General features: G+C 69.4%; 14 protein-coding genes and 1 pseudogene. 7 read left to right on the top strand and 8 right to left on the bottom strand.

The window, feature by feature from the left end:
• Window positions 1–5: 5 nt before the first annotated feature.
• On the bottom strand, window positions 6–2,150 hold the full coding sequence (gene tkt / locus ON33_RS11710; RefSeq protein ID WP_040858384.1) for a transketolase: 2,145 nt from the start codon (window positions 2,148–2,150) through the stop codon (window positions 6–8).
• A 278-nt stretch (window positions 2,151–2,428) separates the two neighbouring features.
• On the opposite strand from tkt, the gene ON33_RS11705 reads away from it, so the two are divergent.
• Together ON33_RS11705 and ON33_RS39525 are read left to right on the top strand one after the other, a co-directional pair.
• A complete protein-coding gene (locus tag ON33_RS11705) occupies window positions 2,429–3,451 on the top strand; it encodes a heme o synthase (RefSeq protein ID WP_051151926.1) in 1,023 nt (340 codons plus the stop codon).
• A gap of 89 nt (window positions 3,452–3,540) precedes the next feature.
• Window positions 3,541–4,182, top strand: coding sequence for a dihydrofolate reductase family protein (locus ON33_RS39525; RefSeq protein ID WP_083868876.1), 642 nt, complete (start codon window positions 3,541–3,543; stop codon window positions 4,180–4,182).
• On the opposite strand, the pseudogene ON33_RS11700 reads toward ON33_RS39525, so the two are convergent.
• Window positions 4,162–4,734 (bottom strand): annotated as a pseudogene (locus tag ON33_RS11700) (TetR/AcrR family transcriptional regulator); the annotation flags it as partial. The gene ON33_RS39525 and the pseudogene ON33_RS11700 sit on opposite strands and share 21 nt — an antisense overlap.
• A 72-nt stretch (window positions 4,735–4,806) precedes the next feature.
• On the opposite strand from ON33_RS11700, the gene ON33_RS11695 reads away from it, so the two are divergent.
• Window positions 4,807–5,760, top strand: coding sequence for a TauD/TfdA dioxygenase family protein (locus ON33_RS11695; protein ID WP_051151925.1), 954 nt, complete (start codon window positions 4,807–4,809; stop codon window positions 5,758–5,760).
• 244 nt (window positions 5,761–6,004) lie between these two features.
• Here the strand turns inward: ON33_RS11695 and ON33_RS11685 are convergent, their stop codons facing one another.
• Window positions 6,005–6,871 (bottom strand): alpha/beta fold hydrolase, encoded by an 867-nt coding sequence (locus tag ON33_RS11685; RefSeq protein WP_040858378.1) that lies wholly within the window; start codon window positions 6,869–6,871, stop codon window positions 6,005–6,007.
• A gap of 120 nt (window positions 6,872–6,991) precedes the next feature.
• On the opposite strand from ON33_RS11685, the gene ON33_RS11680 reads away from it, so the two are divergent.
• The gene (locus tag ON33_RS11680) at window positions 6,992–7,234 is read left to right on the top strand and encodes a PQQ-binding-like beta-propeller repeat protein (RefSeq protein ID WP_157184491.1); all 243 of its coding nucleotides are present in this window, start codon (window positions 6,992–6,994) and stop codon (window positions 7,232–7,234) included.
• 89 nt (window positions 7,235–7,323) lie between these two features.
• Here the strand turns inward: ON33_RS11680 and ON33_RS11675 are convergent, their stop codons facing one another.
• Both ON33_RS11675 and ON33_RS11670 read right to left on the bottom strand, forming a co-directional pair.
• Entirely contained in the window at window positions 7,324–8,700 is a 1,377-nt protein-coding gene (locus ON33_RS11675) for a hypothetical protein (protein ID WP_040858375.1), read from the bottom strand.
• 214 nt (window positions 8,701–8,914) lie between these two features.
• Window positions 8,915–10,381: an FAD-dependent monooxygenase gene (locus tag ON33_RS11670; RefSeq protein ID WP_040858373.1), complete on the bottom strand. Its 1,467-nt coding sequence runs from the start codon at window positions 10,379–10,381 to the stop codon at window positions 8,915–8,917.
• Window positions 10,382–10,461: 80 nt separating this feature from the next.
• On the opposite strand from ON33_RS11670, the gene ON33_RS11665 reads away from it, so the two are divergent.
• Window positions 10,462–11,070 carry a TetR/AcrR family transcriptional regulator gene (locus ON33_RS11665; protein ID WP_040858371.1) on the top strand — a complete coding sequence of 203 codons (609 nt, stop codon included), beginning with the start codon at window positions 10,462–10,464 and terminating at the stop codon, window positions 11,068–11,070.
• Window positions 11,071–11,078: 8 nt separating this feature from the next.
• Here ON33_RS11665 and ON33_RS11660 read toward each other — a convergent pair whose 3' ends face one another.
• Window positions 11,079–12,044, bottom strand: a complete 966-nt coding sequence (locus ON33_RS11660) for a quinone oxidoreductase family protein (RefSeq protein WP_040858369.1) — start codon at window positions 12,042–12,044, stop codon at window positions 11,079–11,081.
• Between the two features lie 107 nt (window positions 12,045–12,151).
• On the opposite strand from ON33_RS11660, the gene ON33_RS11655 reads away from it, so the two are divergent.
• Window positions 12,152–12,502 carry a hypothetical protein gene (locus ON33_RS11655; RefSeq protein ID WP_040858367.1) on the top strand — a complete coding sequence of 117 codons (351 nt, stop codon included), beginning with the start codon at window positions 12,152–12,154 and terminating at the stop codon, window positions 12,500–12,502.
• A 54-nt stretch (window positions 12,503–12,556) separates the two neighbouring features.
• On the top strand, window positions 12,557–13,255 hold the full coding sequence (locus ON33_RS11650) for a GntR family transcriptional regulator (RefSeq protein ID WP_245550483.1): 699 nt from the start codon (window positions 12,557–12,559) through the stop codon (window positions 13,253–13,255).
• A 70-nt stretch (window positions 13,256–13,325) separates the two neighbouring features.
• Here the strand turns inward: ON33_RS11650 and ON33_RS11645 are convergent, their stop codons facing one another.
• Both ON33_RS11645 and ON33_RS11640 read right to left on the bottom strand, forming a co-directional pair.
• Window positions 13,326–13,775 (bottom strand): PTS sugar transporter subunit IIA, encoded by a 450-nt coding sequence (locus ON33_RS11645; RefSeq protein ID WP_040858363.1) that lies wholly within the window; start codon window positions 13,773–13,775, stop codon window positions 13,326–13,328.
• 5 nt (window positions 13,776–13,780) lie between these two features.
• Complete coding sequence (locus tag ON33_RS11640; RefSeq protein ID WP_040858361.1) at window positions 13,781–14,011, bottom strand: PTS sugar transporter subunit IIB; 231 nt, start codon at window positions 14,009–14,011, stop codon at window positions 13,781–13,783.
• Between the last annotated feature and the right edge of the window lie 109 nt (window positions 14,012–14,120).

The following is a 14,120-nucleotide window of genomic DNA, read 5'->3' as shown; positions in this document are numbered from 1 at the left end:
GACAACTATCCCTTCACCTTGGCAAGCGAGCGAGTGGCAGCGTCGACGACGGCGTCGGCGGTGATGCCGAATTCGCAGAACAGGGTCTTGTAGTCGGCCGAGGCACCGAAGTGCTCGATGGACACGTTCTCGCCGGCGTCACCGGTGAAACGGTGCCACGGCATCGCGATCCCGGCCTCGACCGTGACGCGGGCCCGCACCGACGGCGGCAGGACCTCGTCGCGGTAGGACTGCTCCTGCGCGTCGAACCACTCGACACACGGCATGGACACCACGCGGGTGCCGATGCCCTGTGCCTCGAGCGTAGCGCGCGCCTCGACGGCGAGCTGCAGTTCCGAACCGGTGGCGATCAGGATTACCTGCGGTGTGCCAGTGGAGGATTCGGCCAGGATGTAGCCGCCCCTGCGGACGCCCTCGTAGCTGGTGCCCTCCTGGATCGGCAGGTCCTGGCGGGTCAGCGCGAGCGCGGACGGGCCGTCCTGGTGCGGGGGCTCGGAGACCAGGAAGTGCGAATGCCGTTCGGCGCTATCGCGTTCCAGGATGGTGCGCCACGCGTAGGTGGTCTCGTTGGCGTCGCCGGGCCGGACCACGTTCAGGCCCGGGATGGCGCGCAGGGCCGCGAGGTGCTCGATCGGCTGGTGGGTCGGGCCGTCCTCGCCGAGGCCGATGGAGTCGTGGGTCCAGACGTAGGTGACCGGGGTGCGCATGAGCGCGCCCAGGCGCACGGCCGGGCGCATGTAGTCGGAGAACACCAGGAAGGTGCCACCGTACGGACGGGTCGGTCCGTGCAGTGCGATGCCGTTCAGGATCGAGCCCATGGCGTGCTCACGCACGCCGAAGTGCAGGGTCCGGCCGTACGGGTTGGCCTTCCACGCACCGGTGGAGATGGACTCCGGGCCGAAGGACGCCGCACCCGGCATGGTGGTGTTGTTGGACTCGGCCAGGTCGGCCGAACCGCCCCACAGCTCCGGCAGCACCGGGGCCAGGGCCGCGAGGACCTTGCCCGACGCCTTGCGGGTGGCCATGCCCTTCGGGTCGGCCTCGTAGGTCGGCAGGGTCTCGGTCCAGCCCTCGGGTAGGCGCCGCTCCTGCAGACGGTCGAACAGCGCCTTGTTCTCCGGGTTGGCGGCGGCCCAGGCGTCGAACTGCTCCTGCCAGGCGGCACGGGCGGCCTTGGCGCGGTCGGCGACATTGCCGCGCGAGTGCGCGATGACCGCGGCGTCCACGTCGAAGCTCTTCTCCGGGTCGAAGCCCAGGATCTTCTTGGTGGCCGCGACCTCGTCGGCCCCCAGCGCGGCGCCGTGTGAGGAACCGGTGTTCATCTTGTTCGGGGCCGGGTAGCCGATGATGGTGCGCAGCAGGATGATCGACGGCTTGTCGGTCACGGCCTGCGCCGCGGCGATGGCGGCTTCGATGCCGGTCACGTCCTCGCCGCCCTCGACGGTCTGCACGTGCCAGCCGTAGGCCTGGTAGCGCGCGGCGGTGTCCTCGGTGAAGGCGATGCGGGTGTCGTCCTCGATGGAGATCTTGTTGTCGTCGTAGAAGACGATCAGGTTGCCCAGCTGCTGCGTGCCCGCCAGTGAGGACGCCTCGGAGGTGACGCCCTCCTCCATGTCACCGTCGGAGGCCACCACGTAGATGAAGTGGTCGAATGCCGAGTTGCCCTGTGCCGCTTGGGGATCGAACAGGCCGCGCTCGCGCCGCGCCGCCATCGCCATGCCGACCGCGGAGGCCAGGCCCTGGCCCAGCGGGCCGGTGGTGATCTCGACGTGGTCGGTGTGGCGGTACTCCGGGTGACCCGGGGTCAGCGAGCCCCACTTGCGCAGGTGCTCGAGGTCGGTCAGCTCGAGGCCCATGCCCGCCAGGTACAACTGGATGTAGAGGGTGAGGCTGGAGTGACCGCAGGAGAGCACGAAACGGTCGCGGCCCACCCAGGCCGGGTCACTGGGATCCAGCCGCATTACCCGCTGGAACAGCGTGTACGCGAGCGGGGCCAGGCTCATCGCGGTGCCCGGGTGGCCGTTGCCGGCGTTCTGGACCGCATCGGCGGCGAGGACCCGGGCCGTGTCGACGGCTCTGGTATCCAGATCGGTCCAGTCGGTGGGGTGGTTCGGCTGAGTGAGCGCGCGGATGTCGTCTGTGACTGACACGACCGAGGTTCTCCTGACCTTCTCGTCAACGATGCGGTTGTGGGCGGGCGGGGGATTCGCTGCGTTCGATCCGGGTGCGACGCGGCCGCACCGATCTACAACCACCCTAAGGGGCGGCGTTTCGTGCTCATACGGGAACCCGCAATCACTGTCCGCCGTGTCTCTGGTTCGTGGCGTTTCCCGGACCTGTTCGTGACTACCCGGTGTGCGCATCGCGAACCGGTCTCGGGCCGCGCCGGGGTGGACCTGGTCGGGAGCATGGTCCGCGTGGGTCTACCATGCTCTGTAGTAGTCACGGCGTGCGAGGAGAAACAGTGGGGATTGGGCAACAGCCGGGTGGCGCTCACGGCTCCTCCGGGGCGGTGCTCGCCGACCGTGTCACGGGCAGTGGCCCGATCGCGGCGGCGACCAGGCGGGTCCTCGCCTACATCGCGCTCACCAAGCCCCGGGTCATCGAATTGCTGCTCGTCGCAACGATTCCCACCATGCTGCTGGCCGATCGCGGCCACGTCGACATCCGGCTCATCCTGGTCACCCTGTTCGGCGGCTGGATGGGCGCGGCCAGCGCCAACACCCTCAACTGTGTGGCCGACGCCGATATCGACAAGGTGATGAAGCGGACCTCCAAGCGTCCGCTGGCCCGCGAGGCCGTCCCGACCCGCAATGCCTTCGTGTTCGGCGTCGCCCTCGGCCTGGCCTCCTTCGCCTGGCTGTGGTGGCAGGCCAACCTGCTCTCGGGCGCGCTGGTCGTGGCGACCATCCTGTTCTACGTCTTCGTCTACACCCTCGGCCTCAAGCGCCGGACCTCGCAGAACGTGGTGTGGGGCGGCGCCGCCGGCTGCATGCCCGCCCTCGTCGGCTGGTCCGCGGTCACCGGCACCATCGGCTGGCCCGCCATCGTGCTGTTCCTGGTGATCTTCTTCTGGACGCCGCCGCACACCTGGGCACTCGCCATGCGGTACAAGGAGGATTACAAGGCCGCGGGCGTCCCGATGCTCCCGGTCGTGGCCACCGAGCGGGCCGTCACCAAGCAGATCGTCATCTACACCTGGCTGACCGTCCTCGCCACCTTCGCCCTGGTCCCCGCCGCCGGCGTCATCTACGCCGCCGTCGCCCTGGTGGCCGGCGCCTGGTTCCTGCTCATGGCCCACCAGCTGTACTCCGGTGTCCGCAAGGGCGAATCCGTCAAGCCCCTCCGGCTGTTCCTGCAGTCCAACAACTACCTGGCCGTCGTCTTCTGCGGCCTCGCCGTCGACTCGGTCCTCGGCTGGCACACGCTGGGCCACATCCTCTTCGGCTGATCCCGACGCGCGTGTCGATTCGGCTCGGCGCCGTTCGATGAGAGGGTAGTGGGCGGAATCGCCGCCCGCTCGCCCGAGAGGACCGCGTCATGCCGAAGCTTCGTGTTCACAATTTCGCCGTCTCGCTGGACGGTTTCGCCGCCGGGCCCGATCAACGGGCCGACGCTCCCCTGGGGGTCGGGGGAGAACGGTTGCACGAGTGGGTTTTCCGGACTCGGTACGGCCGGGAGATGATGGGGGAGACCGGCGGTGAGATCGGGGTCGACAACGACTGTCTCGCCGCGGGGGATCGCAATATCGGGGCGACGATCATGGGCCGCAACATGTTCGGCCCGGTGCGCGGTGAGTGGCCCGACCATTCCTGGATGGGCTGGTGGGGTGAGACTCCGCCGTATGGTCACGACACCTTCGTGATGACCCACTACCCCCGCCCCTCGCTCACCATGAAGGGCGGCACGACTTTCCACTTCGTTTCCGGAGAGCCCGAAGCGGTGCTGAAGCAGGCGTTCGACGCGGCCGCGGGGCAGGACGTGCGGCTCGGGGGTGGTGCGGGGACGGTACGTAGCTTCCTGGCGGCCGGTCTGGTCGACGAGCTACACCTCGCGCTGGTCCCGATCCTGCTCGGCGGTGGTGAGCGGCTCTTCGATGATCTCGGCGCCCTCCCGGGGTACCGCGTCGCGGACATGGTCAGCACGGGGACCGTCACCCACCTGCGGTTCGCCAAGCAGTAGTCGCGCGGCTTCGGTATTGATGGCCTGCTGCAGGCGGTCGCCGGGCAGGTTCTCGAGTCCGGCGGCCGTGCGCAGGAACGGCTCGAACAGTTGCCAGCCGAGGATGAAGGCCGCGACGTGCGCGCCCGCGAGCGCGGGATCGCGGTCGTCGGCGCGATGCTCTCGTGCCTGGTCGATCAGGGTTGTGACGACCGGGAATCGGCTCTGTAGTTGCCCGACCGGGTAGCCGTCGAGGATGCAGCGGGCCAGCACACTCCAGTGCCGGCGCAGCCGCGGATCCTCCGGGGTGAGGATGCCGGTGGCGGCGAGTTCGGCGGTCTCGGCCGAGAGGTGGTCGAGGACGGCCGAGACCAGCTTGTCCTTGGCGCCGAGGTGCCGGAACACCAGGCCGTGGTTCACCCCGGCCCGATCGGCGATATCGCGGATGGAGGTCGCGGCCGGGCCGCGCTCGGCGAACAGGTCCGCCGCGTGGGTGAGGATCGCGGACACCACCTCGTCGCGTCCGGATGGACCGCTGTCGGTTCCGGTTGCTCTTGCCTCTGGTGTAGTCACATGACTACAGTAGCGGATATCGAGTGTAGTCACTCGACTACACTCGCCGTTCGATCAGCAGAGAAGGTCGTCATGACTGTGATCGCCGACAAGGACCCCGCCGCCGGCTTCGCGCCCCGCACGGTTCAGCTGCCCGGATATCCGGTGTGGTCGGGACCGTATTCGCATCTCGCCGTCGAACGCGACCGTCTGGCGGGGCTGGAATGGCAGCACTTCGACGCTCGTCAGGTCGGCGCGACGCTCGGCGCGGAGATCTCCGGCGTGGATCTGACCGGCGAGCTGCCCGACGCGGTGATCGCCGATATCCGCCGGGCACTGCACGAGTACAAGGTGCTGTTCTTCCGCGACCAGCCGCTCACCGCCGAGCGGCACGTGGCCTTCGCCCGCCGCTTCGGCGAGCTCGAGGTCCACCCGTTCATCCCGTCCAATACCGACTGCCCCGAACTCGTCCGGTTCGAGAAGAGCGCCCAGGTCAGCGGATTCGAGAATGCCTGGCATCACGACGTCACATGGCGTGCGCAACCGTCGATGGGCGCTGTCCTGCATGCGATCTCGGTGCCGTCCCTCGGTGGCGACACCCTGTTCGCGGACATGTACGCGGCCTATGACGCCCTCGACGACGGCACCCGCGCCCGCATCGAAACCCTCGATGCCGTCCACGATTTCACGCGCGTCTTCGGTCACGCGCTCGACGAGGAGCAACGCGCGAAGATGCGGGCCGAACATCCGTCGGTCCGTCACCCGATGGTGTGCCGCCACGACGCCACCGGCCGCAAACACCTCTACGTCAACCGCGTCTTCACCGACCACATCCCCGGCCTGGACCTCGACGAGGGCCGCGCCCTCATCGACCGCCTCTGCCGCAGCGCCGATGCCCCCGAACATCAGGTCCGCCTACACTGGGAGCCCGACACCGTCGCCTTCTGGGACAACCGCGCCGTCCAGCACTACGCCGCCAGCGACTACTGGCCGAACGTCCGAATCATGGAGCGCGCCAGCATCATCGGCGCCCGCCCCACCCGCTGACCCGCAGGTCGCCCGGGTGGCGCTGCTCGGCGACACCGCCTCCTGCGGATCGCCGATGACCGGTATGGGCACCGCGCTCGCGCTGCTCGGCGCGTACCTGCTCGCCGGCGAACTCCTCGGTACCCCGGCGGATTTCGCGGGCCCCTGTCAGCGCTACGAGCAGGTGCTGCGGCCGCTGTCTCCGGGGCGCGCCCTGTTTGATCAGCAAACAGGGCGAATACCTCATACCGGACTATTCGTCGCGTCAGCTCTCGTCGAGAACGTCGCGCAGTCGCTGTGCGAAGGCCTCGGGCCGGCCAGGGTAGCCGCTGTCGGCACCGGTGAATCCGCCGTGGTGACTGGGGAATACGACAGTGCTGCTGCCCAGCATGGTCGCGGTGGCCTCGGCGGTGCGGCCGGTGAAGACACCGGCGGACTCCTCGCCCACGGCAATGAGTACCCGGGTGCTCGCCGCCTGCAGCGCCTCTACATCGGGGGCGTAGTCGGTGATCGCCCAGGAGGCTTCCGACAGCAGCGGGTCGCCGCGAGTGCCGTCGTCCTCGGTCGGCATGCCGAACATGGCCGGATCCGCCGGCGGCTGGGCGAAGTAGGCATCGGTGAGTTCGCCCTGCCATGAGGTCCAGGCGATGAAAGCCGCCATGCCCGCGAACATTCCCTTGGCCTCGTACGCGTCGCGAACCGCGGCACGGGCCCGTACCGCGGCCGCGGCGTCGGGCAGCACCGGGATCATCGGCGGCTCGTGCGCCACCAGCGTGGTGACATCGTCCGGATGCGCGGTGACCAGGGCCAGTGCGGTGACCGCGCCGCCGCTGCTGGCGAACAGGTCCACCGGGCCCACGCCGAGCGCGGTGATCAGCGCGTGCACGTCCTCGGCCTGGACGGTCGGTGAATTGTCGGTGCGCCCGTCCTTGCGGATGCTGCGGCCGAGCCCGCGCGGATCGTAGGTGATCACGGTCCGCTCCGGGAAATACGAAGCCAGCGTGGCGAATCCGTCGGCGGTCATGGGCTGGCCGATCATCATGAGCGGCCGGTGCGCGCTCGCGGACGGCGCGGGACCCAGCAGGTCGTAGGCGAGATCGGCTTCGGGGGTTTCAAGGATGTGTGCGGTCATATCGGTAGGGACGGTACCGCGCGGCGGAATTCATCGGTGGCACTGCGGCGGTGTGTCACGATCGCGGAGAAGGGGCCGGGCCGATGGGTACGTGGTGGTGGCGCACGGAACGCGGTGGTGATGGCGCACAGCATGACCCTCGGCGGTCCGGTGTACCGTCGGCCGATCGTGGACGGTGACACGGTCATCGCCGCCACCGGGAACGATTCGGTCTACGCGATCGCCGGCGGCGACATCCGCTGGCGCACCCACCTCGCCGACCCGGCCGCGGATCTCCCATGCGGCGACATCGACCTTGTCGGTGTCACCGGCCGACCGGCGTACGACGCTGCGGCACACCGCCTTTACGCGATGCCGCGCTGAAAACGGCATCCTGGTTCTCGGCGCCATGTCCGGCGTACAGCCGTTCCGGCTTCCCCAGCCCCGCACCGGATTCCGGCACGGGGGAGCGGTCAGTTGCAGGGCTGCAACGGGAAACAGGCGGGCGGCACGGTCGTCTTCGGCAACGTCGGGTCGACCGTATGCGTCGTGGTGGTCGCCTCGACGACGGCGGAGCGCGCCGGCTGCTGCTTGCTGGGCGAGGGCGTGGTGTGGCCCGTGCAGGCGATGGCGATCACCAGGATGACGACCGCCAGCACCAGCCCGCCGATGATCGGCAGATCCTTGCGACGCTTCTTCTCGGCCCCGCCGGTGCCCTGCCGCTCGTTCCACAGCGGGAACCGCTGCTCCGGTGGGGGACCGGAAGGTCCCTGCTGCGGCCGGGATTGGGGTCCCGGCCCGAAACCCGGCGGTCCGGGCTGCTGGGGCTGCTGCCCGAACTGTGGCGGACCGGGCGGTACGGGCAGGGGCTGTGTCGGCCTGGCCTGTGGCGGCCGCCCCGCCGCGGCGGCACCCGGGATCGGTGTCGGAGGCGGTGGCGTGCCCCGGCTCGCCGTGCGCGGCTCGGACCCACCCGCGAGTGCGCGGTAGGCCCGCTCGGCGGCGGTCGCCGAAGCCGCACCGGCGATGGCGGCCGCGGCGGCCTTGCCCGCACCGCCTGTCCGGGGTTTCGGATCCTGCTGTACGACAGGACGATCGCCGCCCGCCGGTTCGTCCCCGGATCCTTGTTCGGCCAGGCTGGGTCCGTCCGGGTCTTCGGCGGGCCGGACGGGCTCGGACGGAACCGACGGCACCATCACCTCGGTCGCCCGGTTCGCGAACGGCAACGGGGCGTCCCGCGCCGAGTCCGGCACGGGGAATCCCTCCGAGACCAGATCGGAATAGGTTGCGGCGGCGGCGAACCCGAGCGCTCCCAGCGCCTGCCCGACCTGCCCCGCGTCCCACGACGCCGGAGCGCCCTCGGCCAGCGTGGTGAAATACGCGCGCAGCGAGGACGGCCCGTCGCCGATCAGCACGTCGATACCGGTGGGTAGCGTGCCCTTCTCCAGCTTCACGCGACTGCCCAGTTGCGGCACCAGCAGCACCAGCCCGCTGACGGGCACATGCTCCCGGCCGGGCGCGGAACGCAATTGCCCGGCCAGGTCCACGGTCTGGCGGCGCACCCGCTCGAGTGGATCGGCGTCCCCGTCGATCGGTGCGGGCTTGCCGTCCACGGTCCACGGCTCGTCCTGCGCGCACGACAGCGTCCCGGCGACCCGCTCGGTGAATCCGTGCACGCCGACCACCACACAGGTCTGCGGCGTCCACACCACCACGTCGGCGTCCTGGCACTGCACGACGGCGATGCCGGGCACGGCGTGCGGCCCGCTCCAGGATTTCAGCCAGTTCACCACGGTGCGTTCGGTGCTCGACAGCCGCGACGGGTCGTCGTTACGGACCTTCACCAACATCCCAGAACCACCTCTGACCGATGCGCCTCTACCTGCCGGCCGCCCGAACCCTCGCCGCGACCACCTTACGGGGTCGCGGCACCCTCGCGTGGCCGAAAATGTAACGGTCTCAGCGAATCGTCTTGCGCGGCAGCATGATCATTCTGCACGGTATGCCCGGCGCTGGGGATCGCAGGGGCTTCGGGCTGGTCGCCCGGCACGAGGATTCGCGGCGCTACCGCGCGGTAGGCGTGCTGCGGGATCCGACATATCCGTCAGGACGGACGACGACCCAACCGCTGCCGGCCACGTCGTACGCGCGCCGCGCGGCCCCCTCGGCATCGATGAATTCACCATTGCCCGAAGCGGATTCCGGCCCGGCGACATGGACGGTCCGGAGATCTGCCGCCGCGGATCCGGCCTGATCGGCGGCCATGCCCGGACCGAATGCCAGCAGTGTGGCATGCGGACCGCGGAACAGGTCGAAGAGCCGCACGGGCTTTCCGTCGGCGTCGACCAAGGGCGCGTCCGGGGCGCGGTCACCGGCCCGCAGCCCCGCCGAGTCGTCGCCGGTCTCCCGGTAGCTGATGTCGAGCTGATGGGTGCCCTCGCGATCCATGGCATCCGGATCGCCCTTCACGGTCTTGTCGAGCAGCGCACTGCTCAGACCGAGGATGCGCGCGGCCACGGCGCGGCGCTCGGTCTCGTAGCTGTCCAGCAGCGCCTCGCTCGCGGGTCCCGGATGACGCAGCGCGACTTCGAGTTTCCAGCCGAGGTTGTAGGCATCCTGCACACCGGTATTGAGCCCCTGCCCGCCGGTTGGCGGATGCACGTGCGCGGCGTCCCCGGCCAGGAACACCCGACCGGACCGATACCGCTGTGCGAGACGAACATTCGGCCGCCACACCGTCGACCAGGTCAGATCGCTCAGAATGATGTCGTCCCGCCGGGAGCGTCGCGTGACATGGTCCTGCAGGACCGCGAGCTCCGTGCCGGACTCGGCGCTGAGACCGGTCGCGAACTGGAACTTCCGGCCACCCGGCAGCGGCATCAGCGCGATCCCGTCCATGGGGGAGGTGCTGTCGGCGAACCAGTACCCGACCGAATGATCGAGGACATCCGCGCACACGTCGCCCAGCAACATGCGGATCGACTCATCGGTGGTGCCCTCGAACCGAATTCCCAGCGTCTTGCGCACGATACTGCGCCCGCCGTCCGCGCCGACCAGATAGTCGGCCCGCACGGTCTCGGTCGTCCCCGCACGGTCGAGGGTCACGGACACGCCGGCGTCGTCCGCGCTGAAATCCACCACGGCCGTGCCGGTTTCGACGCGCACCCCGAATTCGGCCAGCCCCTCGCGCAGCACCCGCTCGGTATCGGCCTGGGCCAGCACCCAGGGATTCGGATGCGGCACATCGGGGGTGGGTTCCCGCCAGGCGCTCATGCGCCGTTCCATCGCGAACTGTCCGTCCAGGTGCACCAGCAGCGGCGCCTGGGGCGCGCCCTGCGCGAGTACCGCGTCGAGCACCCCGAGATCGTCGAACACCTCGAGGGTGCGCGGTTGCAGCCCATCCCCGCGCGACCCGGCGAAGAACTCCCCGGCCTTGTCGACGATGCGCACCCCGATGCCGCGACGCGCCAGATCGATGGCGAGGACGAGCCCGGTAGGCCCGGCTCCCGCGATGAGGACCTGCGGATTCATGGCAACTCCAATACTGAATCTGAATTCACTGAATGTGGATTCAGTATTCTGGGTGGTACCTTCCGCTGTCAAGGAGGTGGATGGTGGCAGCCCGCCGCAGTGAGAAATCGGCCGAGACCGAACAGGCGCTCAAGCACGCCGCCCGGCAGCTGTTCGCTGAACGCGGCTACCTCAACACCAAGATCACCGACATCACCGCGGCCGCAGGCCGGGCCGCGGGCTCGTTCTACAACCACTTCGCGAGCAAGGAGGAACTGCTCCAGTCATTGCTGAAGGACCTTGCCGACGAGAGCGATACCTCCGCCGAGGACCCGGCGCACACCGCCGACTTCACCGACCCGGAGTCGGTGCGGTACCACATCGCGAGCTACTGGACCTTCGCCCGCAAGAACTGGCCGGTGCTGCGCGCCGTGCAGCAGGCGGCCCTGGTCAACGACGACTTCGCCCGCATCGCAGCGCGTTTCGCCACCGAGCAGCGCGACGAGGTGGCCGACCACCTCGACGGATTCACCCCCGCCGGCCTGCGCCTACCCGGTTCCGCCGACGCCACCCTGGCCATGATGTTCGCGGCGGCCACCGGCCTGTTGCAGGCGGTGCAGGAGGGTGGCCCGGCGCTCACCGACGAGCAGGCCGTGGACGCCCTCACCCGATTCGTCTACCGCGGCCTCACCGGCCGCGATCTCGGCTGACGAAAACCTCAGGGCACCAGCACGATCGAGCCGGTGGTCCGGCGGCCCTCCAGATCCCGGTGCGCCTGCTCGGCCTCCGCGAGCGGGTAGCTGCCGCCGATCCGGATGCGCAGCGTGCCGTCCGCGATCGCGTTCATGATGTCGCCTGCGCGCCACCGCAATTCGGCCCGATCCCGGGTGTAGTGCACCAGCGTCGGCCGGGTCACGAACAGCGAGCCCAGCGGATTGAGCCGCTGGGGATCGAACGGCGGCACCGGCCCGCTGGCCCCGCCGAACAGCGCCACCATCCCGCGAATCCGGGTGGACGCCAGACTGGCCTCGAAGGTCGAGGCGCCCACACCGTCATACGCCGCTGCCACACCCACGCCGTCGGTGAGTTCCCGCACCCGTGCCGCGATGTCCTCGTCGTAGCGCAGTACCTCGGCGGCCCCGGCCTCGCGCGACAGCTTCTCCTTGTCGTCGGTCGACACCGTGGTGATGACCCGGACCCCGCGCGCCGCCAGCAGCTGTGTCAGGATCAGCCCGACGCCACCGGCCCCGGCGTGCACCAGCACACTCTCGCCCGGCTCGGGCTTGTAGATCGACTCGATCAGGTAGTGCGCCGTCATGCCCTGCAACAGCGCGGACGCCGCGACCGCCGAGTCCACCCCGTCCGGCACCGGAATCGCCACGGCCGCAGGCACGACCACCTGCTCGGCGTAACTCGCGGGCGCGGCCGCCCATGCCACCCGATCCCCGACCTGGAACTCGGTCACATCCGGCCCCACCGCGGTCACCACGCCGCTGCCCTCGGATCCCGGGATATAGGGCACCGCCTGCGGGTACCGGCCGGTCCGAATATAGGTGTCGATGAAGTTGATTCCGCTCGCCTGCGTCCGCACCAGCAACTGGCCCGGTCCCGCCTGCGGGTCCGGCACCTCCACGTACCGCAGGACTTCGGGACCGCCGTGCTCGGAAACCTCGATGGCGTGCATGGAATCAGTCTGACATCGCCCGGTGCGGGCGGTGCGCGGCGGCTCGCGGAATGTGAGATGCGCGGTGGTTCATGGACGCTGAATTACCCGTGGGTAAACTGCAGCGCATGAGCGCTACCGCCGCCCCGGCATCCGAGAAGCTGTCGCCGTCCGTCGTGGATTCCGTGAAGGGATTCGTCGCCGAGCACGGCGGCTCCGCCACCGCGGTGCTGCAGCCCATCGGACGCATCGGCGTCCGCGTCACCCTGGTCGGCGCCGACGGCGTCCTGGGCGACCGCGTCGTCGGGTCCATGGAAGCCGCCAAGAGCCTCGTGGAGACCGTCGCGGGCCTGTCCGAGACCGAGGAGTGGGACCGCGAGCTCATCTCGAAGGTCACCCCCGCGAAGGGCCACTGGGCCAAGATGGCAGGCTGGGTCGCACACCAGAAGCGATTCCCCAAGGCGCGCAACGAGAAGTGACCGCGCCCGCAGCCTGCGGGGGGCGGAAAGGACCGGATCGACGTGTCAGGGCGCGTGACCAAGCAAGCGCAGCTGCGTTCGGCGCTCACCACCCTCTGTGCGAATCTGCGTCCCGGCGAGATGCTGCCCAGCGAACGCCAGCTGTGCGACGACTACCGGGTCAGCCGCATGACCGTGCGCGAGGTGCTGGGCCAGCTCGAATCCGAGGGCGTCATCACCCGCGTCCCCGGTAAGGGCACGTTCGTCGCCGAGCGGGTGGCCCGATCCCGGCTTCACATGGCCTCGTTCACCGACGACATGCGCCGCCTCGGCCGCACCCCGAGCACGGTGGTGCTGCACACCGACCACGCGGTGCCGCCCCCGGCCTCGGCGGCCGCGCTGGGGCTGACCGCGAATACGAAGGCGTATCACCTGGTTCGGCTGCGGCTGGCCGACGGGCTGCCCATGTCCATCGACGACGGCTGGTACCGCGTCGATCTGCTGCCCGAGCTGCTGGATCACGAACTGACACAGTCGCTCTACGCGCTGTTCTCCCGCGAGTACGACTGCCCGATCGACCGTGCCGAGCAGAGCGTGCGCGCGGTGGCCGCCGACGAGCGGCACGCGGGCTGGCTGGGCACCGAAACCGGTTCGCCGCTACTGGCTTTCGACCGGATCTCGTATTCGCGCGACCGGGCCGTGGAGCACGCGCAATCCTGGTACCGCGCTGATCGCTACCAGGTCTACATGACCGTCTCCGCCGAGGACAGCTAGCCCGGTCCGGGACCGTCGAAAACAACTGAGCCGCCACCTGATCGGGCAGCGGCTCAATCAATGTCCCGTGTCACAGCGTGAACAGCACCGAGCCCGTGGTGACCGGACCGGTGTGGGCGTTTCGGGCCGACCCCGGGGCGCTGTCCATGACGACGACCGGCACGGCCGCGCTCAAGCCGAGGCGGCGAACAGCGTTGGGGGAGAAGGTGATCAGCGGATCGCCCGCGGTGACCCGATCGCCCTCGGCGGCCTTCACCTCGAACAGGTCGCCCTTGCCGACGGTGTCGATGCCGACGTGCAGCAGCACGCCGGTGCCGTCGTCGGTGACGATGACCGCGGCGTGCGGGTGCAGCTTCACGATCGAGCCGGTGACGGGGGCGACGACGGTGGTGGCGTCGTCGGTGTCGAGGGGTTCGATGGCCACGCCCGCGCCCACCATCTCGGCCGAGAAGACCGGATCGGGCACCTCGGACAGGGGCATCGCGCGGCCGTCGAGCGGCGCGAGAATCTCGGTGCTCATGGCGCTCAGATCATGTCGTTGATGTCTTCGGCCAGGGCGTCGGCGGTCGGGCCGACCACGACCTGGACCGCGTCACCCATCTTGACGACGCCGTGGGCGCCGGCGGCCTTGAGCGCCTTCTCGTCCACCCGGCCCGCGTCCTTGACCTCGACGCGCAGGCGGGTGATACACCCTTCCACCTCGACGATGTTGTCCGCGCCACCCAGGCCGGCGACGATTTGATCCGCTTTCGACATATTCCCTCCGAGCGTGTCGAGTAGACAAAGCTGGTTATAACCAGTATATGTCTGGTTATAACCAGTCACGGTAGCTGATCGTGAACAGTACCCGGGACTCCAATCGCAA

Origin of the sequence: Nocardia niigatensis NBRC 100131, assembly GCF_000308655.1 — a bacterium.
GTDB classification, from domain to species: Bacteria; Actinomycetota; Actinomycetes; order Mycobacteriales; family Mycobacteriaceae; genus Nocardia; species Nocardia niigatensis.
Note: the sequence above shows the minus strand (reverse complement) of the source record. Positions and strands in the feature narration are given on the sequence as shown.